16 protein-coding genes and 2 tRNA genes are annotated in these 21,167 nt (G+C 68.7%); 8 read left to right on the forward strand and 10 right to left on the reverse strand.

The genetic code is table 11. The annotated features are described in order from the left end of the window. Positions 1 to 133: 133 nt before the first annotated feature. Together AH6_RS27300 and AH6_RS27305 are read left to right on the forward strand one after the other, a co-directional pair. Positions 134 to 385 (forward strand): hypothetical protein, encoded by a 252-nt coding sequence (locus AH6_RS27300; protein WP_067485482.1) that lies wholly within the window; start codon positions 134 to 136, stop codon positions 383 to 385. A gap of 203 nt (positions 386 to 588) precedes the next feature. Then, on the forward strand, positions 589 to 822 hold the full coding sequence (locus AH6_RS27305; RefSeq protein WP_067485484.1) for a hypothetical protein: 234 nt from the start codon (positions 589 to 591) through the stop codon (positions 820 to 822). A 205-nt stretch (positions 823 to 1,027) separates the two neighbouring features. Here AH6_RS27305 and AH6_RS27310 read toward each other — a convergent pair whose 3' ends face one another. The 3 genes from AH6_RS27310 to AH6_RS27320 all read right to left on the reverse strand — a co-directional run bounded on the left by AH6_RS27310 (position 1,028) and on the right by AH6_RS27320 (position 3,018). Beyond that, a complete protein-coding gene (locus AH6_RS27310; RefSeq protein ID WP_067485486.1) occupies positions 1,028 to 1,600 on the reverse strand; it encodes a hypothetical protein in 573 nt (190 codons plus the stop codon). Next, positions 1,597 to 2,637: an AAA family ATPase gene (locus AH6_RS27315; RefSeq protein ID WP_067485488.1), complete on the reverse strand. Its 1,041-nt coding sequence runs from the start codon at positions 2,635 to 2,637 to the stop codon at positions 1,597 to 1,599. The genes AH6_RS27310 and AH6_RS27315 overlap by 4 nt, the downstream gene beginning before the upstream one ends. 308 nt (positions 2,638 to 2,945) lie before the next feature. Continuing rightward, a tRNA-Arg gene (locus tag AH6_RS27320) sits at positions 2,946 to 3,018 on the reverse strand. A gap of 227 nt (positions 3,019 to 3,245) precedes the next feature. Here AH6_RS27320 and AH6_RS27325 point away from each other — a divergent pair. From AH6_RS27325 to AH6_RS27340, 4 genes are all read left to right on the forward strand, one after another. Then, positions 3,246 to 3,335: transfer RNA gene (locus tag AH6_RS27325), tRNA-Ser, on the forward strand. 606 nt (positions 3,336 to 3,941) lie between these two features. Beyond that, the gene (locus tag AH6_RS27330; protein WP_067485490.1) at positions 3,942 to 4,148 is read left to right on the forward strand and encodes a hypothetical protein; all 207 of its coding nucleotides are present in this window, start codon (positions 3,942 to 3,944) and stop codon (positions 4,146 to 4,148) included. A gap of 43 nt (positions 4,149 to 4,191) precedes the next feature. Then, complete coding sequence (locus AH6_RS27335) at positions 4,192 to 5,154, forward strand: ATP-grasp domain-containing protein (protein WP_067485492.1); 963 nt, start codon at positions 4,192 to 4,194, stop codon at positions 5,152 to 5,154. Between the two features lie 8 nt (positions 5,155 to 5,162). Further along, positions 5,163 to 6,893, forward strand: coding sequence for an ABC transporter ATP-binding protein (locus tag AH6_RS27340; protein WP_169807920.1), 1,731 nt, complete (start codon positions 5,163 to 5,165; stop codon positions 6,891 to 6,893). 13 nt (positions 6,894 to 6,906) lie between these two features. On the opposite strand, the gene AH6_RS27345 is transcribed toward AH6_RS27340, so the two are convergent. From AH6_RS27345 to AH6_RS27370, 6 genes are all read right to left on the reverse strand, one after another. After that, the gene (locus tag AH6_RS27345) at positions 6,907 to 7,230 is read right to left on the reverse strand and encodes a hypothetical protein (RefSeq protein ID WP_067485496.1); all 324 of its coding nucleotides are present in this window, start codon (positions 7,228 to 7,230) and stop codon (positions 6,907 to 6,909) included. An 84-nt stretch (positions 7,231 to 7,314) separates the two neighbouring features. Beyond that, positions 7,315 to 12,066: a DNA repair ATPase gene (locus tag AH6_RS27350; protein WP_067485498.1), complete on the reverse strand. Its 4,752-nt coding sequence runs from the start codon at positions 12,064 to 12,066 to the stop codon at positions 7,315 to 7,317. Between the two features lie 65 nt (positions 12,067 to 12,131). Then, complete coding sequence (locus AH6_RS27355) at positions 12,132 to 14,156, reverse strand: flotillin family protein (RefSeq protein ID WP_067485500.1); 2,025 nt, start codon at positions 14,154 to 14,156, stop codon at positions 12,132 to 12,134. A gap of 55 nt (positions 14,157 to 14,211) precedes the next feature. Beyond that, on the reverse strand, positions 14,212 to 14,823 hold the full coding sequence (locus AH6_RS27360; RefSeq protein WP_157431753.1) for an OB-fold-containig protein: 612 nt from the start codon (positions 14,821 to 14,823) through the stop codon (positions 14,212 to 14,214). A 360-nt stretch (positions 14,824 to 15,183) separates the two neighbouring features. Further along, the gene (locus AH6_RS27365) at positions 15,184 to 15,933 is read right to left on the reverse strand and encodes a sulfite exporter TauE/SafE family protein (RefSeq protein ID WP_067485504.1); all 750 of its coding nucleotides are present in this window, start codon (positions 15,931 to 15,933) and stop codon (positions 15,184 to 15,186) included. A gap of 23 nt (positions 15,934 to 15,956) precedes the next feature. Further along, positions 15,957 to 16,715, reverse strand: coding sequence for a GntR family transcriptional regulator (locus AH6_RS27370; RefSeq protein WP_067485628.1), 759 nt, complete (start codon positions 16,713 to 16,715; stop codon positions 15,957 to 15,959). 282 nt (positions 16,716 to 16,997) lie between these two features. On the opposite strand from AH6_RS27370, the gene AH6_RS27375 reads away from it, so the two are divergent. Both AH6_RS27375 and nhaA read left to right on the forward strand, forming a co-directional pair. Continuing rightward, positions 16,998 to 17,504: a GNAT family N-acetyltransferase gene (locus tag AH6_RS27375; RefSeq protein ID WP_067485506.1), complete on the forward strand. Its 507-nt coding sequence runs from the start codon at positions 16,998 to 17,000 to the stop codon at positions 17,502 to 17,504. Positions 17,505 to 17,640: 136 nt separating this feature from the next. Further along, positions 17,641 to 18,945 carry a Na+/H+ antiporter NhaA gene (nhaA, locus tag AH6_RS27380; RefSeq protein WP_067485508.1) on the forward strand — a complete coding sequence of 435 codons (1,305 nt, stop codon included), beginning with the start codon at positions 17,641 to 17,643 and terminating at the stop codon, positions 18,943 to 18,945. Between the two features lie 9 nt (positions 18,946 to 18,954). On the opposite strand, the gene AH6_RS27385 is transcribed toward nhaA, so the two are convergent. Beyond that, positions 18,955 to 20,748, reverse strand: a complete 1,794-nt coding sequence (locus AH6_RS27385; protein ID WP_067485510.1) for a thiamine pyrophosphate-requiring protein — start codon at positions 20,746 to 20,748, stop codon at positions 18,955 to 18,957. Positions 20,749 to 21,167 lie beyond the last annotated feature (419 nt).

The following is a 21,167-nucleotide window of genomic DNA, read 5'->3' on the forward strand; positions in this document are numbered from 1 at the left end:
CCCCCTCCTGGCCCCCTGTCAGGCCCCTTTGTGAAACCAGGGACGGCGAAAGGTTGGGGAGCACCGTTCAACCCCGCCGCTCAACTCCCGGCCCGCATTCGGGTGCGGCGGCCAGAGGTGAGGCTTCCCCCGGATGAACGAGACCCGCGCACAACGCGCACAAGCTGAGAACGAGGTCCTGGACCGCCTGCGCGCCGACTTCCCCGGCCATGCCATCTGGCGGTCGACCCGCTATGACGATCAGCCCGGGGACTGGGTGGCGACCCTGCGCGACCCGGCCGCCGGCGTCGACCCGACCTTGATTCGCTCCACGCCTTCGGAGCTGCGGGCAGCGCTGATCAACGAGTACGAGCGGGCACTCACGCGAGACACCGGACCCCGGTGATGGGCCGAGAGGGGAAGTCGGTCCCATCACCGGAAGGGGCCGCTCAAGGGCGAGCGGCCTGGGGGGAACAGGCAGAGGCGGCGCGGCCGATGGGCGCGTCCACCGGCGCATCGGCCGCGTCGTCTCTGTTGCGACGCTGGACGGCCTGGCGGACGAGACGGTTGCTCAGTCGGCTGGCTCGAACGCTGCGGAAGCGGGGCTGGGTGGCTGAATTGCGTTACCAGGAGACGTCGATCCTGCTGCGGGTCTTCTCGCCTGAGGTCCCCATCGTCGGCGAGAGCATCTTCGTTGTGCACGACATAGCTGGCTGGGGCTACCAAGCGAGTACGGGTGAATGGCTCGCTTACTGCTCAGAGCGGGAGCTCGCCGCCGCCAATATCGCGGAACGGTTCGTCTGCTTCGGGCTCTGGCCATCGCCGAACGGGAAACAGCCCTGATGATCACCAAGGAGGTGGGGCGGCGGCGCTGGAACAAGAGTTCGGCTGCGTGTTGTCGGCCTGGTACGGACGTGCCACGGGGAGATGGTGGGCGTTGATCACGGTGCGGCGTGACCTACGTCTGGTGGAAGCGGCCAACCCACGGGAGCTGCGCGAAGTGGTGATTCAGTCGGGCCGAGTATCACGGTCTCGGATAGTGCGCTGATCAACAGGTTGGGGTGGCGTCAACCGCTTCGATGATGTCGCGGGCGGCCTCGGTGACTTCGATTAGGTCGGTGCGGATGACCAGGTCAGCTGGTAGCACCGTCCCGCTGCCGCGCTCGCGTCGCTGCTCGTCGTCGGCCTCGTCCCACGCTCGTAGCCGGGCGGGCGTGTCGATGTCCCCGCGCTGTTGTGAGCGTTCGGTGCAGACTTGGCGGGGCACCCACAGCACGACCTTGCGCCACTCCAGCGGGATGGCCTCGGCAAGGCTTCGCATGTCGGCGAAGCTGCCCATGTGCACGACCGGCACCCGCCCGGCCTCGACCAAGTCAGCGATGTCCTGGCGGTCGACGGCGTAGCGGTTGCCGTAGCGCTCGGTCTCTACCGCCAGGCGCCCCGCATTGCAGAGTGCCTGCAACTCCTCGGGCGCGACGTAGCGGTAACCGGTGCTGCGGCCGCTGCCGACCTTGAGCTTCGTCAGCAGCGTGAACCGGCTGTCAAGGGCCGACAGGGCGACGGTGACGGTGTCCTTGCCGCTGGTCGGTGGGCCGTACAGGATCACGCCTCGGGAGGTCACCCGAGGATTTTACGGAGTGCCTCCCGCGTCTGGTCGGCGATGCTGATCGCCGCGCCCTGCCGGTTGTCGATGGTCAGGTGAACACCGGGCGGCGCGTGCTCGGCATCGACGCCGGCGATGTACTCCTCCCAGTTGGCCAGCTTCCACGCGTCGCGCGGAGCGTCGCGGAACTCGATGTGCTCCCGCATGGAGTCGACGTCACAGCGGACCCAGATCGCCGCGACGTCCATCCCCCTGGCCTTGCACCGGTTGGTGAGACGGCTCATCCACGCCTCGTCGTTCAGCTCGGCGATGAACGGGGCGATCAGGATGGTGGAGATGCCGCAATCGATGTTGTCGTTCGCGGTGTCCATCAGGCACTTGTACTCAAGGGGCCTGATCTCGTTCCGGTAGAGGTCGGTGTGGCGGTCGTGCGGGTCGCCGCCGAGCGAGACGAGAAGGCGCTCGACCAGGCGGCGCGTGAGCGAATCCTTGTCCAGGAACGCCCACCCGGTCACGTCCCCCAGGAAGCGCGCGAACTCGGTCTTGCCTGAGCCGGCGTAGCCCCCGACCAGGACGAGAACCGGGTTCTTCACACCATCGGTGAGCATCCGGCCGCGCCACGCGTTGACCACACGGTCCTTCAGCACCTCACCGGCGGCGGCTTCGTAGTCCTGCGTGCCGTCGGTGACCTGGTCAAGCCCAACAGAGATCGCTGATGCAGCCTCTTCGGTGACGGCCGGATCGGTGGCCGGCCTCGGCACCGGCAGCACAGCACTCGGGGGCGTCTGCTCACTGGGCAACGGAAGGCGGAAGCCGAGATCCGGCTCGGTGGCCTGATACATCAGGCAGTACGCACGGCGATAGTGCGGGCCTGGATAGACGGTGCCGTTCTCGTGCGACCAGATCGTCTGCAAGTTCGCGGCAAGACGCAGGTTGGCGCGGTCGGCGACATGACGCAACTCGTCACCGACGGCCTCAAGGCTCAAACCATGGGCTTCGCGGCGCTCGCGCAACCGCTCGGGATGCCAACCGGGCCGCTGCTTGGTGCTGGTCATGTCCTGCGGCCTTCCTTTCACCGCGGACCGCGCGACGGCTGGCCGCCTGGTCCGCTCGGAATGTGGAGGCGGATGTATAAACCGGCGTGCAAGAACCTAGCGAACTGGCGGTGGTGGAGGTTCGGCAGGCGGACTCGTCGATCACGCTCCGGGGCACGTGCACGTGGTCAGCGAGCAGCTCGTTGAGGACCAGGGGAGCTTCGTCCGCTTCGTCCGCTGGCCAAGGGAAGCCTTGCAAGGGTGCTGTTGGCGATCCTGCTAAGCACGAAGGCCCCTCGCGGTGATCGCGAGGGGCCTCCGTTCTGCTGTGCACCCGAAGGGATTCGAACCCCTAACCTTCTGATCCGTAGTCAGATGCTCTATCCATTGAGCTACGGGTGCCCGCCCCTGACCTTGACCTGGGGCGTTGTTGCCGGTGAAGATTCTAGCAGCTCCGTCCGTGTCGGCCGGTGCGCTCGACTCCTCGTCGGCAACACCCACAAGCATAGGGCACGTCCGGGCGTGCTCGGACCGTACCTCCTTCCTGGCACGGAGCACCGTTGGTTCGGACTATGCTGTAGTTCGCACTTTGCTGGTGAGCACGCTGACCGGTAACCTGTGCTGAGCCTGGAGGATTCGCCTAGTCCGGTCTATGGCGCCGCACTGCTAATGCGGTTTGGGTTTACCGCCCATCCGGGGTTCAAATCCCCGATCCTCCGCCCGTAACCAGGGGCTTCGCCGGAGACGTACGTCTCCGGCGAAGCCCCTGATGCGTTTCTGACGTCCACTCCATGCCCGTGATGGGCACGCCGCGCCTGCAAGGTCCCGTCTGAGCTGCCTGTATCTCAGGCTCGCTGCTCAGGGTCAACCGCTGCAATCCAGCCTGCCGCGCGGCCAGAGAGGGTCATGTTGGCCTCGTCGGCCGTCTCATCTGTGCGCTCGTCGTCGGGGAGGTGCGCTGGCGGCAGGTTTCGGCGTTCGAGTCGGTGGTCCGCTCTGGTGGCTGGGGCTCTTTGGTTGTCGTCGTCGGCTCTACGTCTTGCAGTGCAGTGTCCTGGGACGTGGGTGTGCGTCGGGAATGTGCATTGGGTCGCTTTCGCGTGTTGTGTGGTTAAGGGTGCGTTAGACGGCCAGGTTGAGCAATAAGTTCTTGTGTCCTGAGAAAGGGACGTCAGGGCGGGACTTGTGTCCTTGTGGGCCTGGAAAGGCATCACGGGGTGTTCCCATCGCAAGTGGGACGGGCGTCCCTTCCTTCGTTTGCGGGGTTCGGAACATTCTTGATTCACGGCGGACGAACCGGTCCGCCCCGTCGAGAGGAGAACGCCATGACGGTGGACACCCAGGTCCGGCCCGCGATCTACGTCGGGCAGGAGCGGATGGCGCTGGCGCCGGCGCCCAAGCTGGCGGCGTGGGAGCGCGACCTGATCGAGCGGCTCGACATCGAGTGGGACCTCCACGTCCTGGAGTCGATGCACCCGAACGAGACGATCAGCGGTTCCGGTGACGGCTGGGACGACTGCGACGCCGGCTGACCTCGTCGTACCGCACTGATCACTGATTAGGAGGGTCGCGCTCATGCGTCGCCACGAAAAGTCCGCACGGATCGCCGTCGTCACGCATGAGCGCGACCTGCACGCCCATGCCGTTAAGGCCGAAATGGAACGCCGTTATCCGGCGCGCGTCCATATCTTTGAGAGTGACCATTTCAGTCGGGCGCCTGGGTTGAGCTGGTCGCCTCTGGAGAAAGAGGAGTCGGTCTTTCCCGCCGTTGATGGGACGGCGGTGCGGTTGGGGGAACTCGACGCCATCTGGTTCCGGCGGCTGGGGAACACCCGTACGTCCGCCAATCCCGAGGTGACCGATCCCGTCGATCGTGAGCTCATCCACGTCGACACCAACGCCGCCGCGCTCGGCATGTTGACGACCGAGTTCCGCGGCCGGTGGGTGGATCGGCCCTCGGCGTTCTGGGCCGCGCAGAACAAGGTCGTCCAACTTCGGGCCGCTCATGAGCTTGGGCTGCGGATTCCTGAGACGTTGATCAGCCAGTCGCCTGAGCGGATTCGGGCGTTCTGCCGTGCGCATCCTGGTGCGATCGTCAAGGCCGTGCGTGGGGTCATGCAGGCTCCTGCGGCGACTGCGGTAGTTGGCGAAGAGTTGCTGGGTGATGAGGCGGCGCTGCGGGTCTGTCCTGCTATCTACCAGGAGCTGGTTCCGGGGCGGCGGCATGTGCGTGTTCAGGTCTTTGGGGACCGGGTCTTGGCCGCTTTGCTGGAGTCCGATGATTTGGACTGGCGGCCGAATCTTGATATCCCCGCTGTTGAGCATCGTTTGCCTGAGGGGCTCCAGGACTCGCTGCATGCGCTGTTGAAGCATCTGGATCTGACCATGGGCGTGTTCGACCTCAAGCTCACTGACGAGGGTGAGTACATCTGGCTGGAGGTCAATCCGCAGGGGCAGTGGTTGTTCGTCGAGGGCATGACGGGGCTGCCACTCATTGAGGCGTTCACTGACTTCCTGTACGGACGAGCCGTCCAGTGAACCGGCGGGTGCTGGCGCTGTTCCGGCCGCACGCGCGACGGGTGTTGCTGGTCACGCTCCTAATTCTGGTCGCGGCCGGAACTGGTGCTGCTCTTCCGTTTCTGACGCGGGAGCTGGTCGATACGGGGCTGTTCGCGCCTGATGGGCCGCGGGTTGGTTTGTTGTGCGGTCTGCTGGCGGGGATGGTCGCGCTTACCGCCTTGGGCGGCGGGCTTGGGGTGTTGCAGTCCTATCTGTCTGGGCGGATGGGGCAGGACGTTCTGGAGCGGCTACGTGGTGATCTGTACGCGCATTTGCAGCGGTTGCCGATGGGGTTCTTCACTCGGACGCGGACCGGGGAGATCCAGTCGCGGGTGATCGGGGATGTTGCTGAGGTGCAGACCACGGTCAGTACGACCGTGCCGACGCTGCTGGCTAACGTCGTGACCTGCGTGACCACGTTGGCGGCCCTGTTTGTTCTGTCGTGGCGGCTCACGTTGGTGTCGGTCGCTTTGCTGCCGGTCGCCGCCTGGCTTACGGCTAGGGTCGCCGTGCACCAGCGCCGTGTCATGGCCTCGGTGCAGCAGTCACGGGCTGAAATGAGCGTCATCGCTGAGGAGACTCTGTCGGTCTCGGGGATTTTGTTGGCTCGGGTCTTCGGCCGTGCCGATCATGGTGTGCGGCGGTTCCAGGATGAGAGCCGGCGGCTTTCGGGGTTGCAACTGCGCGCGGCGGTCGCCGCGCAGGCATTGGGTGCGGCGTTGCAGGCGCTATTTCTGATCATGCCGCCTGTGGTCTACGTCGCTGCCGGGTTCACCGATGCCGTTACGCCAGGGACGCTGCTGGCCTTCACGTCGTTGCAGGCGCGGCTCTTCCTGCCTGCGGGCCAGCTCATGCAGGTCACTGTGCAGTTCCGCGCGGCCACGGCGGTGTTCGAGCGCATCTTCGAGTACCTCGATCTGCCGCCGGGGGCTGTTGATCGGCCTGGTGCGCTTGTTGTTCGTAAGGAGGCGGTGCGGGGGGAGGTTCGGTTTGAGGGGGTCACTTTTCGGCATGACGGGCCGCCTGTGTTGCGGGATGTTTCGTTGGTCGTTCGGCCTGGGCAGTTTGTTGCTGTTGTCGGTGCCAGTGGGTCGGGCAAGACCACTCTGACGCATTTGGCCATGCGGCTGCACGATCCGGATCGTGGTTGCGTCGCTCTGGATGGGGTTGATCTGCGCGATCTGACGCGGGATTCGCTGGCTCGGCTGTTCGGTGTGGTTACCCAGGAGCCGGTGTTGTTGCATGCGACGGTCGCTGAGAACCTTCGCTATGCCAAGCCTGACGCCACGGACGCCGAGTTGGAGACTGCTTGCAAGACCGCGCTCATCCACGACCGCATCATGGGGCTGCCTGAGGGATATGAGTCGGTGGTGGGCGAGCGTGGCTCCCGGTTGTCGGGTGGCGAGAAGCAGCGGCTGGCCATCGCCCGCGCCGTCCTCAACGACCCGCGCGTCCTCGTCCTCGACGAGGCGACCTCGGCCCTGGACGCCGAGAGCGAGCGGCAGGTTCGCCGGGCCCTGGCCCCGCTGCTGGCAGGTCGTACGACGATCGCCGTCACGCACCGGCTCGACATGATCCGCGCGGCGGACGTCGTTCTCGTGCTGCACGAGGGGCGGCTGGTCGAGCAGGGCACCCATGACGAGTTGCTCGCCTTGGGTGGGCGTTACGCCGGTCTCCATCGGCTTTGGGTTGCCGATGCTCCTGCGGTCGCCGGGTAGGGCTTGGGCGGCTTCAGCAGAAGGACGGGTTCTTCTCTCGTTTGATGCCTTTGGGGGGACTGGCGGCGGCTCGTTCCAGGGCGGATTCGATCGCTCCTACGCGGTCCGCCAGGAGGCCGATCGTTCCTGCGGTCCGCGCCAGGGGGTCGTTGGACGGGCCGGTCAGGGCCTGGACGCGCTGGTACGCCGTCTTCACTTCGGTCCAGCGGCGGTCCCGGACGGCCGCCATGATGCCGCGCAGCTCCGTCAGCTTCAGCAGGTCCGGCTCGGCCGAGGGGGGCGGCCCGTCCGGGTGGTGGTCGTAGATCATGATCTCCGGTTCGTCGTCGGTCCTCACTGGGATGATCCGGTTCGGCGGCTGGTTCGCGACAGGATGGTAAAACCGCAGGTGGCCAGGTGTTTTCGGGTGAAGTGTGGTGGTTTATTCGCCTCGGTTCGCGCGGTGGGCGCCGTTGGTGGGGTGGGCGATGGCTCGTTCTATGGCGGACTCGATCGCTCCTACGCGGTCTGCCAGGAGGGCCAAGGCGCCTACTGCGCGGGTCAGGGGGTCGTCTGCTGGGCCGCCCAGGGCTTGGGTGCGTTGGTAGGCCGTTTTCACCTCGGTCCAGCGGTGGTGTTGGGGCTCCGTCAGGATGCCGCGTAGCTCCGACAGTTTTAGGAGGTTCGCTTCGGTGTCGGTGGTCAGGGTCTGGGCTTCGCCTTGGTAGTGGTCGTCGATCGTCGCTTCTAGCTCGTCGTCGTTCATGACCGGGACGATGCGGGCCGCCAGCTTGTTCATGTCGCGGTACGAGCCCTGGAGCTTGAACGGTGGTTCGGTGCGGGACTCGTCGGCTTGGGCGGCCGACGCCATGTACGCGCGGTTCACCGCTAGGACGGTTTCCTGGGCGCGGAGGAGTTTCTGCAGGACGGCCAGGGTCTGTTCCAGTTCCGTCCGGGTGTAGGGGTGCGACAGGTCCGCGGAGCGGATCGCGTCGTCGCCGGATGCCATCCGTACGAGTGGTTCGATGTCCGCTCGGTCGCGGGTGGTGAGGGGGGCCAGGGTGGGGTTCGCTGTTAGGGCGTTCTCTATGTAGCTGAGGGCGAAGACCTCTTCCCGGCCGGACAGGACGTCGCCCAGGTTCCAGACGTCGGCCCGGTTCGCCAGCATGTCCGGGATGCGGAAGCGCGTGCCCGACTCCGTGTACGGGTTGCCCGCCATGCACACCGCGAAGCGCTTGCCTCGCAGGTCGTGGCCCTCGATGCGGCGTTGCGCGTCGCAGAGGGGGATGAACTTCTGGAGCAGTTCGGGCGAGGTGTGCTGGATGTCGTCCAGGTAGAGCAGGACGTTGTCGCCCAGCTCGAAGGCCAGGTGGATTTTCTCGATCTCGCGGCGGGCTGTGGTGTTGGGGGCTTGTGTTGGGTCTAGGGATGTGACGTCGTGGCCCAGGGCGGGGCCGTCGATCTTCAGCATCAGCAGGCCCAGGCGTTCGGCCACGTACTCCAGCAGCGTCGTCTTGCCGTAGCCGGGCGGGGAGATCAGCAGGAGCAGGCCCATCTGGTCTGTGCTCGTGCCCAGTTGTTTGGCCAGGTTGTCGCCGATCAGGGGGAGGTACACCTCGTCGATCAGCCGGTTGCGGACGAAGCCGTTCATCGCCTTCGGCTGGTACTCGGACAGGCGGAGGCGCTTCTGTTCGGCGGCGATGAGGGTGTTGCGCTGCTTTTGGTAGGCGCGGAACGCCGGGACTCGTTCGGTGGTGAAGCGGCCCACCCGGGTGAGCGTCTCGTCCAGGCGGAGGGTCAGGGTCGTGTTGGTGATGCGGGGGTGTGTTCCTAGGAGGTTGGTGACGGTTGTTACTAGGGACGCTTCGGAGTTGTAGCGGGGGAACGTTTCGCCGCATAGAGCGATGGCTATTGCTTCGGGGAGGTCGGCTTCGTCGCCGTAGGCGCCTAGCCAGGCTTCGGCTAGCTGGCGGCGCGCTTCCAGGGTGTCCAGGGCTTCTAGGTCTCTGGTGAGGTTCTTGCCTTGGTTCTCTTCGAAGTTGTTGATGAGGGTGCGGGCTGCTGCGCTTGTTACGAAGCCTGTGGGGGTCTGCGCTAGCTCTTCGACTAGGTATTCGGCGGCTTCGTGGCCAGGGATGAGGGTCGCTAGTTCTTCGACTAGGGCACTTACTGTGTTGCGGCCTAGTGCTTCGCGCGCGCGTACGAGGGACGTTGCTCTGGTCGTCCAGGTGGCGCGGGTCTGCTCGTCTGTTTTGAACGCCCAGAAGAGTTGGGCGGCGGCGCGGGCTTCGGCTGAGTAGCGGAGTAGGCCTGCTTCTTCGCGCAGGTGGAGCAGTTCGGTCAGGATTTTGGCGGCGTCGTGGTCGTGGACGCCTCGTTCGTAGCCCTCGTCGTAGCGGGAGGCCGCTGCCGTGCGGACTTTGGTCAAGGGGTCGTCGGTTGGGGTGGTCTCTGGGAGTAGGGAGACCGCTAGGTATTCGGCTCTGTAGACGGTTGCGTCCTCGGACGGGAGGGGGTGTGTCCAGAACGGTTTTGTGGCGGTGAACGACTCGTCTTGTACTGGGGAGCGGTAGGTGGTGCCGGTTACTGTGAACGCTAGGGAATCGGCGTTCGGGACTAGCGTCAGCTCGAACGGGCGTGTGTTTACCGTGAAACGGTGCTTTCCCAGGCGGATCGTGTCGCCGTCGTAGAGGTCGATCCGGTCGCGTAGGGAGCGGCCCGCTTCTTGGCGGGCGGCCTTGATGCGGCCTTCCAGTTCGTCGGCCCGTGTCTGGTCGCCCAGCTCGCGCAGTTCGGCGGCGACCGTGCGCAGCCGGGTCGTCATCGCGTCCGTGGCGAAGAAGGTATTGACCTCTTCGAGTGTCGGCAGTTCGGCTGCGCGTCGTCGTGCCCCGGCCAGGATGCGGTCCGCTGAGTCGGTGAGGCGTTGTGCGCGTCGTTCTCGTTCGTCCAGTAGTGCTTGCTTGCGCGCTGCGAACGCCTCGTAGATGTCGGTGCGCTTGGTTTCGAGATTTGTTAGGTAGTCCTCGAAGTCTGCGAAGCGTGTTTCTAGGGACTCCACCTGGAGTAGCAGGCGGCCTAGGCGTTCGTCGCAGCGTTCGGGGGTGTCGGCGGTGGCCAGCGCGCTTGCGATTGCCTGGTCCAGTAGGGCGAACTCGGCGCCGAACGCGGCGCGGCCTTCCGTGTCGAGCAGGTCGCGGCGGCGGGCCGCCAGCACCGCGCGTGCCCGGTTGACGCCGCCCAGCACCTCGCCGACGTGTTCCAGGATCGTGGTGCGTACGGTCGCGTCGGCAATATCTAGGGAGCCGACGACTTCGGTGACCACTTCTAGGCCCTCGGCTTGGGCGGTGAGTTGGTCCGTTATGGGGGCGGCCTCGGCTGCGGAAGTGATTTCGGCGGCGTCGGTCGCCAGTTGTTCGATCCGATGGTGGTGGGAGGTGAACGCGGTGGTGTCTTGGAGGACGTCTGCTGCTCGGCGGCCGGTGGTCGTCAGGCCCTCGGAGAGGTCCTGTGTCAGAGTGTCGATGCGGGTGGTGTCCGCGTATCTGATTTCTCGCAGGGTTTCTACGCGGCCTTGGGCTCGTCGTAGTTCTGCCAGGAGGGTTACCCAGCCGTCTGCGCCGTTTGGTTCTTCGGTTGTGGCGCGGCGTAGTAGCGCTTCGGTCTGGTTTACGGCCTCGGCTACGGCTTTCTCGGCTTGCTCGGTTAGTGCTTGTACTTTCGCGTGTTCGTCTAGGACGAGGGTGGCGGTTTCGCGTACCTGTTCCAGTGGCGCGTGTAGGTCGCCCAGTTCTGTGTCGCCTAGCCAGTGGTGGCGGTCGGCTGCGCGTACGCATGCGGCTGCTAGTGCCCGGTAGACCTCGGCTGATGGCTCCATTTCGCGTGCGGTGCGTGTGATTGCCAGGCAGTCGGAGACGCCGCGCACCAGGTCGGCGTTGCCGATGCGGTGTAGTGGGCCCGTCCCGGCTGGGCGGGAGGTTGCGTGGGCGTCTGACACGAACGGGGTCTGCCATACCTGGAGCGGGTGCGCGCGGCCGGGCTCGTCGCTGGAGGTTCGCAGGACTGTCAGCGTTCCGTCGTCGAACAGTGCGAAGCCGTTGCAGGGGATTGGGTTGGCGACCTGTTCGCGGATCGTGTTGTAGGGCAGGAGGAGGAAACGGCCGTCGGCCGGGGCGTGGAAGACGTACAGCACGTCCTCGCCGTTCGGCGAGCGCACCACCCGTTCGTACTCCAGGCCGGTGACGTCGGTGTCGAACGTCTTGGCCGCGCCGGTGTCCAGGTAGTAGCCGCCCGGGAAGACGATGCCCCGGTCGTCGGGCAGGCGGCGGCAGCCCTGCGCGATGCCGTCGAGCCGCACCGCCTCCCCGGTGCGGGTGTTGAGGACCAGGTGCCGCCAGGCGGTCTCGTTGTAGGGGCGGACGCGCAGCAGGATCAGCGCGCCGACGCGGGCGTGCAGCACGTCGGCGTCGGCGAGGCTCTGCAACGGTTCGTCCACCGGCTCGCTGTAGACGCCGGTCGCGGTCTCGGTGTCGTCGGCGGTCTTGACGGTGAGGGCGCCGCCGATCGTCGCGACGAACGCCTCGCCGCCGATCGAGATGTGCGGGAAGCGGCCCGGGACGTGGTCGTCGCGGGTGGTCTCGGTCCAGGTGAAGTCGTGCGCGGGCGGGAACACGTCGTCGCGTTCGCCGCGGTTGTCCTCGTAGGCGACGGTGCCGTCCGGCGCGATCCGCCAGCGCAGCACCCGGACGTCGCTCAGCCGGGGGCCGGTCTGGAAGACGGCGAGCAGGCGTCCCTCTACTGGGCGCAGGCGTAGCAGGCGCGCTTGGCGGTAGTAGCGGTACAGCTCGGCGAAGTCGCGTTGGAAGCCTGGGTCGTCCAGTAGGCCTGGTAGCGCGCCGGGTGTAATGCCCTCGGTGGTGACGTGGTGTAGTGCGAATACGTCGGCGATCTGAGTGGCTGATGGTGTGTTCGCGCCGAACAGTAGTCGGCCGCCAACGGCGGCTAGGTCGCGCGGCACGCAGGGCCGTTCGGTGCGGACGGTCCGGGTGCCGGTCAGCCGCAGCTCCGCGCCGCCGAAGGTCTCCAGCCGCCGCGCGTTCAACGCCTCGGCGCGCTCGGCCAGCTCGGCGGCGTGCCCGGCCAGCCGGGCGCGCAGCACCTCGTAGGTGCCGTGGTCCAGGCCGGTGTCGCTCACGCTTCACTCCTCGTAGCAGGGGGGCGGCGGCGTCCCGGTGCCTCCGGGACGCCGCCGGGGTGCCGTCAGTTCGGGACGAGGACGCCGTTGTCCGGCGCGGTGCCGCCCAGCGGGGCGTCGGCGACGCCCAGCCGCCGCGCGGCGTCCAGCAGTTCCTGGAGCCGTCCGGTCTCCGGGCCGCCCGCCTTGATCAGCCGGACCAGCAGGGCCGACAGGGTCAGGTCGCGGACGCCCGCGGTGTCCAGCGAGCCGAGCAGCCGTCCGAGGTCGTCGGTGAGGCTGCCGGTGCCGTCCAGCCACGGGCCCGCGACGCTCCGCGCGACCTGCGAGTGATCGACGAACCCGTCCACGGCCTTGCCCATCGACACCGCCCCGACCAGCCGGTCGAAGAACAGGCTGTCGCCGCCGACGATGTCGATGTCGGCCTTCTCCAGCCCGGCCGCCAGCACCATCGCCTGCGCCTCGGCGACCTGCCGCTGCGCCTCCAGCCCGGCGAGCCGGACGTCCTTGTCGGCTTCCAGCCGCAGCCGGTACTCCTCGTGCTGGCGGGTGGCGTCGTCGAGGGCGGCCATCGCGGCGGCCTTGTCGGTGAGGCCCTCGGCCTCGGCCTTCAGCTTCTCGCGGATCGCGGCGGCCTCGGCGAGCGCGATCTCCTGCGCGGCGGCGGCGTTGGCGCGGCCGACCTTCTCGATGACCTCGGCGTCGCGCTCGCGGACCTGGACGTCGGCGAGGCCCGGCGCGGCGGCCTCGGCCTGCGCGCCCTCGGCCAGCCTGCGCCGGGCGGCGGCGGTCAGCTCGGCGGCCTGCTGCTCGGCCTCGGCCAGCACCAGCCGCTCGCGGGCGCGGTGCTGCGCGGCGGCCTCGGCCGCCTCGGCGGCCTTGATGTCCTTGACCAGGCTCTCCTGCGCCTGCGCCTCGGCCTGGATGACGAGCGCCTGGCGCTCGCGCTCGGCCTCCTCGGTGACGCGCAGCCGCTTGATGTGCTCCTCCTGCTCGGCCACGGTGCGCTCCACCGCGATCCGCTCCCGGACCACGCCCGCGATCTCCCGCTTCTCGACCTCGACCTCCTTGCCGGCGGCGATGCGGGTCAGCTCGGTCTCGCGCTCGCGGGCGATGACCTCCAGCAGCCGGTCCTTCTCGATGCGCTCGCTCTCGATCGCGATGACGCGCTCGCGGTTCTTCTCGGCGACCGCGATCTCCCGGTTCTTGTTCTCCTGCTGCACGCCGAGCTGCTCGTCGGTGCGCAGGTGCGCGGTCTGGGCGCGCAGCCGCTCCTCGGCCTGCACCCGCATGACCTCGGCCTCCTCGCGGGCCCGGACGGTCTCGATCTCGCGCTTCTGGCGCAGCTCGGCGTCGGCCTGGCGGCGCTCCAGCTCCAGGATGGCCTCGCGCGCCTCGACGTTCTGCCGGGTGATCTCCTTCTCCTCGGTGCGGGCGTGCTCGTTGGTGGCCACGTGCTGGATCGCGGTCAGCTCGGTGATCTTCCGGATGCCCTGGGCGTCCAGGATGTTGTTCTTGTCCAGTGACAGGAGCGGCGTCTGCTCCAGGTGGTCGATCGCCGCGTCCTCCAGGCTGTAGCCGTTCAGGTCGGTGCCGATGACCTGGATGATGTGGTCGCGGAACTCGTTGCGCCGGGTGTAGAGGTCCTCGAAGTCGAGGTGCTTGCCGACGGTCTTCAGCGCCTCGGAGAACTTGGCGGCGAACAGTTCCTGCAACGTCTCCTGGCCGCTGGCGCGCTCGGCGCCGATCGCCTGCGCCACCTTGATGACGTCCTCGACGGTCTTGTTGACCCGCACGAAGAAGGTGATGCGGATGTCGGCGCGGATGTTGTCGCGGCAGATCAGGCCGTCGCGGCCGGTGCGCTCGATCTCGATCGTCTTCACCGAGATGTCCATGACCTCGGCCTTGTGCAGCACGGGCAGCACCACCGCGCCGGTGAAGGTGACGTCCACCGCCCGCGTCTTGGAGATGATCAGGGCCTTGCCCTGCTCGACCTTGCGGAACAGCCGGGTGACGACGAGTACGAGGCCGAGCGCGACCAGCAGGCCGACCGCGATCAGCACGCCGATCCCTATGGTGAGGGCGTCCATGAGTAGTCCCTGTCTGTGCAGAGGGGGATGGGGGGTACGCGGGGTGGCGGCGGGGTCAGCCGGCCGGGTCGAGTGCCGTGTCGTACGGCATGACCAGGAACGCCTCTCCGGCCGCGTCGTAGTCGAAGATGAGGGCGGTGGCGCCGCGGGCGAGCACGTCGCCGCCGGTCGCGCGGACCTGCACCACGGCGGTCGAGCCGTCGGGCGCGGCGACCTCGGCCTGCCCGAAGTCGGCGGTCACGCGGCCGGTGCGGATCACGCACGTCCGTCCCACGAAGTCGGTGCGCGACGGCGCGGCGACCTCGGGGAACGCGCGCCGCAGCGGCCGCACCAGCAGGCGCGTGCCGAGCCAGGCCCCGGCCAGGGCGACCAGCAGGACGGGGAGGGCCAGCCAGGTGCGCCCGGCCCCGCCGACCGTCGCGGTGCCCGCCAGCACCTCGCCCGCCAGGCTGAGGAACCACGCCAGCGCGACCAGCAGCGACAGCACCACCGTCACCGGGACGCCGCCCAGCCCCGCGCCCGCCAGCAGGTCGCCGGCCCCGCCGCCCCCGCCGTCGACGCCGGCCCCTGTGTCGGCGTCGGTGTCGAGGACGTCGACGCCCAGCGCGCCGAGCAGCACCAGCACCCAGTACCCGGCGACGACCAGCAGCGCGAAGCTGAAAAGCACGGCCGGAAATGCGAGTGCGGCATTAAGGAATTCTCCCATGAGAACACGCTCTCCCCGAGGAAATGGCAGCGGGCATCGCGCCGATGGCGGCACTGGTGGCCGCCCGGCGGAAAGGAGGTGCCAAAGGCGTCGCCCGCTGGCGGGCATGACCGGAAACGGTCACATGGGATCAGGAAAATCGTGTTCCCGGGGCGCTTGCGCGGCGGGAGTGTGAGAGACAGGTGCCATCGGGATCCTTCGACCAGGGGCATGTCCTCATGACACGCCTCACAATGCCGACCAGACTTCCCGGCTCACCTGAGGTGAATGGTAGCGGAGTCCTTTCGGGAACGGAAGGGGTTATTCCGGAATCGCCGTTGTTCAGCCGTGCAGCGCCAGATAGGGAGCGAGCGCGAACAGGACGATGATCAGGGCGTTTTTCAGGGTGCGGGTCGGCAGGCGGTGCGCGATTTTCCAGCCGAGGAGCACCCCCGCCAACTCCGGAATGCCGACGATCGCGGCCAGCGTCCAGTCCACCGATCCGTGCGCGATGTAGCCCACCGAGCCCACCCCGGCGATGACGATCGACTGCGCCTGCGCGGCCGCCAGCGACTCCAGGACCGGCACGCCCAGCGCGACCAGCAGGGGCACGGTCAGCATCGGCCCGCCGATCCCGACGACGCCCGCGACCAGCGCCACCGCGACGGCCAGTACCGCCACCAGCGGTGCGGGCGGATGGGGACGGGTCGCCGCCGGGCGATGGTGCTCGCGGTACCAGAGCAGCGCCGCCGCGCCCGCGACCAGCGCTGCCAGGACGAGGCCGAAGGCTTGTTCGGAGACCGCCGTGTTGATCGCGACGCCGAGCGGGGTGCCGACCAGGGCTCCGGCGGCCAGGACGAGCGCGGTGCGGCGGGTCTCGGGCTCGCGGAGCTGGCCGGAGCGGGTGTAGGCGGCGGTGCCCAGGGCGCCGGTGGCGATGTGGGTCACGATGGCGGTTCCGGCGACCTCGGCGGGTGAGAGGTCGGTCAGGGCGAACAGGCCGACGGTGGGCAGCACGCCGCCTGGCCCGAGCGCGGTGATGCCGATGCCGCCGAGCAGGCCGAAGAGGGCTAGCGCGATCAGGACCGTCATGGGGTGGCCTCCGGGCTGCGGGGTTACTGGGTGGTCGTCGGGCCTCGGTGGAGGGTGGCGCGTAGCGTCATGCGGTCGGCGCGGATGCGGATCAGTTCCGCGTCCACCGCGCGGCCGTCGGCCAGGTGGGTCAGGCGTTCCAGGGCGAACACGGCTGCTCCCACCGGGATTTGCAGCAGCGCGGCGGTGTCGGGATCGGCCGTGACGGCGTGCACCGCGATCTCCGCTCGTCCCAGCAACTGGCCCGTCGTCTCCTCGATCAGGGCGAACACGTCCCGGCCCGCCAGGTCACCGGCCAGCACGCCCGCGCCGACGTCGGCGGTGAGGTAGGACGTGTCCAGGGAGAGCGGTTGTCCTTCCAGCCAGCGCAGCCGTTCCAGGTGGACGCCGCCCGCCTCGGCGGGGACCTCCAGGCGCTCGGCGAACGCGGCCGGGAGCTCGGCCACCGTCTCGGCCACCCGGACCTCGTTGGTGACGGTGCCGTGGCCCACCAGGGCTTCGGCCAGGCCCGCCAGCCGGTCCAGGCCGTGCCCGTACTTGGGCGTCACGATCGTGGTGCCGACGCCGCGCCGCCGCGTGATCAGCCCTTCGTGGCGCAGCAGGTCCAGGGCCTCCCGCACGGCGTTGCGGGACGCGCCCAGGCGGCGGGTGAGGTCGTGCTCGTAGGGCAGCACGCCGTCGGGGAAGCGGCCGCTGGTGATCTGCTGGCGCAGCACGTCGGCGACGTGGCGGGCACGTTCGGCGCGCGGGCGGGATGACACCGGCCGGTGGTGCTGGTCCATGGTGTGCACGCTAGGCGCGGGCTGTTACGCCGGAGTTACGCCACCCTGGTTGAGCTGGGGGAACGTCTGACCTGGGGTTTTGGGCGTGGGGGAAGGGGTTTCGCCGGGGTGCGGAATTGGGTTGTCCGGTCGGGGCCCGGGTTCGTAGGGTCGGTTTCGTACGTGATCTAGGTCAGGGGGTTGATGAATATGGCTGCCGTCGGCCGTGTTCGGCATGCCCTTGTCCGGTTTGTGTGCTGTTTCTAGCGCGCGGGCCGGTCATCTTCTGACCTGGAGATTCACGTGTCCTCTTTCTCGATCGGCCATGCCGATTTGATCACCGACCGCCTCGTTCTGCGGTCCTGGACCTCAGGCGAGGCCGACGCCGTCGTGGCCGAGGGCCGCCTGCCGCACTGGGCCGGGGACTTTCCCGCCGAGGGCGACCTCGTCGTCGCCGGACTGTTCGCCGACAACCCGGGCTGGCTGGGCGAGTACGGCCACCGGCAGATCATCGAGCGCGACGGCGGGCTCGTCGTCGGCTCGCTCGGGCTGTTCTGGCCGCCGTCCGGGGGTGAACTCGAACTCGGTTACGGGGTGGTGGCGTCCCGGCGGGGGCGCGGCTACGCGCCCGAGGCCGTTCGTGTCCTGACCGAGTTCGCGTTCAGCGCGCCCGGCGTCCACACGGTGTTCGCCAACGTGGAGCTGTCGAACCCGGCTTCGGTGCGGGTGCTGGAGAAGGCCGGGTTCCGGCGGCAGAGCGTTGACGGGGACCTGGCTCGGTTCCGTTCGGTGGCTCCGGAACAGCGGTAGTCCCGTGAAGGGCGGGCGGCGGGCTCGTCGTCCGCCCGCATGACGGTATGCGGTGAGAGCTGCGCTTCTGGGTACGCTAGGTGACAGGTGTGCCGGGAAGTCTGGTCGGCGTCCCATCGTCGACCCTGGAGAACCCGTGGCTACCTCACCGTCCCGCAGCAAGAAGCTCTTCAGCCGTGGCTCATGGCCCGAGGCCAGGCGGATCGGCGAGATCCTCCGCCAGGAGACCGTCGGCGGTGTGCTGCTGCTGGTCGGGGCGGTCGTGGCCGTCGTGTGGGCCAACTCGCCCTGGGCCGATTCCTATGCCTCGGTGCGCGGTTTCACGGTGGGGCCGGCTTCCCTGCATCTGGAACTGCCGCTGTCGGCCTGGGCCGCGGACGGCCTGCTGGCGATCTTCTTCTTCGTGGCGGGGCTGGAGCTCAAGCGCGAGTTCGTGGCCGGTGACCTGCGCGACGTGCGGCGGGCGCTGGTGCCGGTGCTGGCGGCGGTGGGCGGCGTGGTCGTCCCCGCGCTGCTGTACGTCGCGCTGACCTGGGGGAAGCCGGGCGCCAGCCAGGGCTGGGCGATCCCCACCGCGACCGACATCGCGTTCGCGCTGGCGGTGCTGGCGGTGATCGGCCGGTTCCTGCCCGCGGCGCTGCGCACCTTCCTGCTGACGCTGGCGGTGGTGGACGACCTCATCGCCATCGTGATCATCGCGCTGTTCTACACCGCGAAGTTGTCGGTGCTGCCGCTGCTGGGCGCGCTGGTTCCGCTGGGGTTGTTCGCGCTGCTGGTGCAGCGGCGGGTGCGGAGCTGGTGGTTGTTGCTGCCGCTGGCCGCCGCGACGTGGGCGCTGGTGCACGCCTCGGGCGTGCACGCGACGGTCGCGGGGGTGCTGCTGGGCTTCATGGTGCCGGTGGTCCGCAGCGTGCGGGCGGGCGGGCCGGAGGCGGGGCCGGGCCTCGCCGAGCACTTCGAGCACCGGTTCCGGCCGCTGTCGGCGGGGGTGGCGGTGCCGCTGTTCGCGCTGCTGTCGGCGGGGGTGGCGTTCGGCGGGCTGGACGGCCTGGGCGAGGCGCTGACCGACCCCGTCGCGATCGGCGTGCTGGTGGGCCTGGTGGTCGGCAAGCCGCTGGGCATCATGGGCGCGACCTGGCTGGTGGCGCGGTTCACGCACGCCGACCTGGACGACGACCTGTCGTGGACCGACGTGCTGGGGCTGGGCCTGCTGGGCGGGATCGGCTTCACGGTGTCGCTGCTGATCGGCGAGCTGGCGTTCGGCGGCGGCTCGGCGGCCGACGACCGCGTCAAGATCGCGGTGCTGGCGGCGTCGGTGGTGGCGACGGCGCTGGCCGCGATCGTGCTGCGCGCCCGCGACCGCGCCTACCGCCGCATCCACAAGGCCGAGTCACTGGACCTCGACGACGACGGGATCCCGGACGTCTACCAGGAGGGCTGACCGCGCCGGTCACTTCCCGTCGCGGTGCGGCATCATCTCCTGCGCCTTGGCCTTCACGCCCTCCCTGAGCACGCCCCAGCGGCTCTCGTCGCCCTTGATCAGGGTCTCGGCGGTGGCCTTGGCCTGCGCGAACTCGGTGTGCGGCGGGATCGGCGGCACGTCGGCGTCGCAGTGCACGTCCAGGAGGGTCGGCCGGTCGGCGGCCAGGGCGCGGTCCCAGGCGGGGCCGACCTGGTCGGGATCGTCGACGACGATCGCGTTCAGGCCGAGGCCCGCGGCGAACGCGGCGTAGTCCATGTCCGGCAACGTCTGCGACTGCGGGAACTTCGGCGCGCCCTGCATCGCGCGCATCTCCCAGGTGACGTGGTTCAGGTCGTTGTTGTGCAGGACGGCCACGACCAGGCGCGGGTCGGCCCACTCGTGCCAGTAGTGCTTGACGGTGAGCAGTTCGGCCAGGCCGTTCATCTGCATGGCCCCGTCCCCCGCGAACGCGATGACCGGGCGGTCGGGGTGGCCGAACTTCGCGCCGATCCCGTAGGGGACCGCCGGGCCCATGCTCGCCAGCGTGCCCGACAACGAGCCGCGCACGTCGCCGTGGAACCGCAGGTTGCGGGCGTACCAGTTGGCCGCCGAGCCGGAGTCGGCGGTGACGATCGCGCCCTGGGGCAGCCGCTCGGACAGCTCGTGGAACAGCCGCATCGGGTTGACGGGGTCGGCCTCGACCATCGCCTCCTTGCGCATGGTCTCCCACCAGCGCCGCACGTCGTCCTCGACGCCCTCGCGCCAGGAGCGGTCCTGCTTGCGCTCCAGCAGCGGGATCAGCGCGCGCAGGGTGGCGGCGGCGTCGCCGACGAGGTTGACCTCGTAGGGGTAGCGCATCCCGATCATCTTGGGGTCGCGGTCGATCTGCACGGCGCGGGCCTGGTCGAACCCGGGCAGGAACTGGGAGTAGGGGAAGCTGGAGCCGACCGTCAGCAGGGTGTCGCAGCCGTCCATCAGCTCGTAGCTGGGGCGCGTGCCCAGGAGGCCGATGGAGCCGGTGACGAAGGGCAGGTCGTCGGGCAGGACGTCCTTGCCGAGCAGCGCCTTGGCGACGCCCGCGCCGAGCAGGTCGGCGACCTGCTCCAGTTCGGCGCGGGCGTGGCGGGCTCCGGAACCGGCCAGGATGGCGACCTTGCTTCCGGCGTTCAGGACGTCGGCGGCGCGGCGGATCGCTTCGTCGTCGGGCGAGATCGTGGGCCAGTCGACGCCGAGGCTGGAGGGGACCATCTTGATCTCGTGGCCGGGGGCGCTGTACTCCAGTTCCTGCACGTCGGCGGGGATGATGAGCGCGGTGGGGGCACGTTCGGCGAGCGCCACGCGGATGGCGCGGTCCAGCACGTTGGGGAGCTGCTCGGGGACCGTCACCGTCTGCACGTAGGCACCGGCGACGTCCTTGTACAGCGAGGCCATGTCGACCTCCTGCTGGTAGGAGCCGCCCATGGCGCTGCGGTCGGTCTGGCCGACGATCGCGACGACGGGGACGTGGTCGAGCTTGGCGTCGTACAGGCCGTTGAGCAGGTGCACCCCGCCCGGCCCGGACGTGGCGGCGCAGACGCCGACCCGGCCGGTGAACTTGGCGTAGCCGACGGCCTGGAAGGCGCTCATCTCCTCGTGCCGCGCCTGCACGAAGCGCGGCTGGTCACCCGCGCGGCCCCAGGCCGCGAGCAGCCCGTTGATGCCGTCGCCCGGATAGCCGAAGACCGTCTCGACACCCCACTCCCGCAGGCGTCCGAGCAGGAAATCGGCGACCGTCGTCGTCATCGTCAGTGCTCCCTCCGCGTTCGGCGCGCGGCCGTCACCGGTGCGGCGGCCACGGGACGCGTCTACCCGGCTGGGGGCGGGCCTACCGTTGCCGCGCTCGTTTGGGGAAAGGGCGGGCTTCGGGGTTGCCTGGTGGTGCGGATTTTCGTTGCGCACTCCCAGAGGGGCGAAAGGGGCAAGTCCGGCGTGCCATGCCGGTGCGGCATGGGACCGAACGCCGTTCATCGCAACAGGGCGCCCGTTCATCGAGCCGGAGGCACAAGCGCCTGCCGGAAGTGGCGGCGGGCACTAATTTCAACGTCGTCCGCCGCTCGGCTCCGACGCGGAACGTCCTTGACTGGGGGGTGAAGGGCGCGACCGCGTCGTCGAGCCGCGGCCGGACGACGGGGGGAAAGAGGGGGCACGCGGCCGGCGTCCAC

It is taken from the genome of Actinomadura hibisca NBRC 15177, assembly GCF_001552635.1.
Lineage (GTDB): Bacteria > Actinomycetota > Actinomycetes > Streptosporangiales > Streptosporangiaceae > Spirillospora > Spirillospora hibisca.

Excerpts from the sequence above, each read along its gene's own strand:
- AH6_RS27355 (WP_067485500.1), bottom strand. The coding sequence starts at position 14,156 with ATGGACGCCCTCACCATAGGGATCGGCGTGCTGATCGCGGTCGGCCTG.
- AH6_RS27335 (WP_067485492.1), top strand. The coding sequence starts at position 4,192 with ATGCGTCGCCACGAAAAGTCCGCACGGATCGCCGTCGTCACGCATGAG.
- AH6_RS27365 (WP_067485504.1), bottom strand. The coding sequence starts at position 15,933 with ATGACGGTCCTGATCGCGCTAGCCCTCTTCGGCCTGCTCGGCGGCATC.
- AH6_RS27385 (WP_067485510.1), bottom strand. The coding sequence starts at position 20,748 with ATGACGACGACGGTCGCCGATTTCCTGCTCGGACGCCTGCGGGAGTGG.
- AH6_RS27315 (WP_067485488.1), bottom strand. The coding sequence starts at position 2,637 with ATGACCAGCACCAAGCAGCGGCCCGGTTGGCATCCCGAGCGGTTGCGC.
- AH6_RS27330 (WP_067485490.1), top strand. The coding sequence starts at position 3,942 with ATGACGGTGGACACCCAGGTCCGGCCCGCGATCTACGTCGGGCAGGAG.
- AH6_RS27370 (WP_067485628.1), bottom strand. The coding sequence starts at position 16,715 with ATGGACCAGCACCACCGGCCGGTGTCATCCCGCCCGCGCGCCGAACGT.
- AH6_RS27300 (WP_067485482.1), top strand. The coding sequence starts at position 134 with ATGAACGAGACCCGCGCACAACGCGCACAAGCTGAGAACGAGGTCCTG.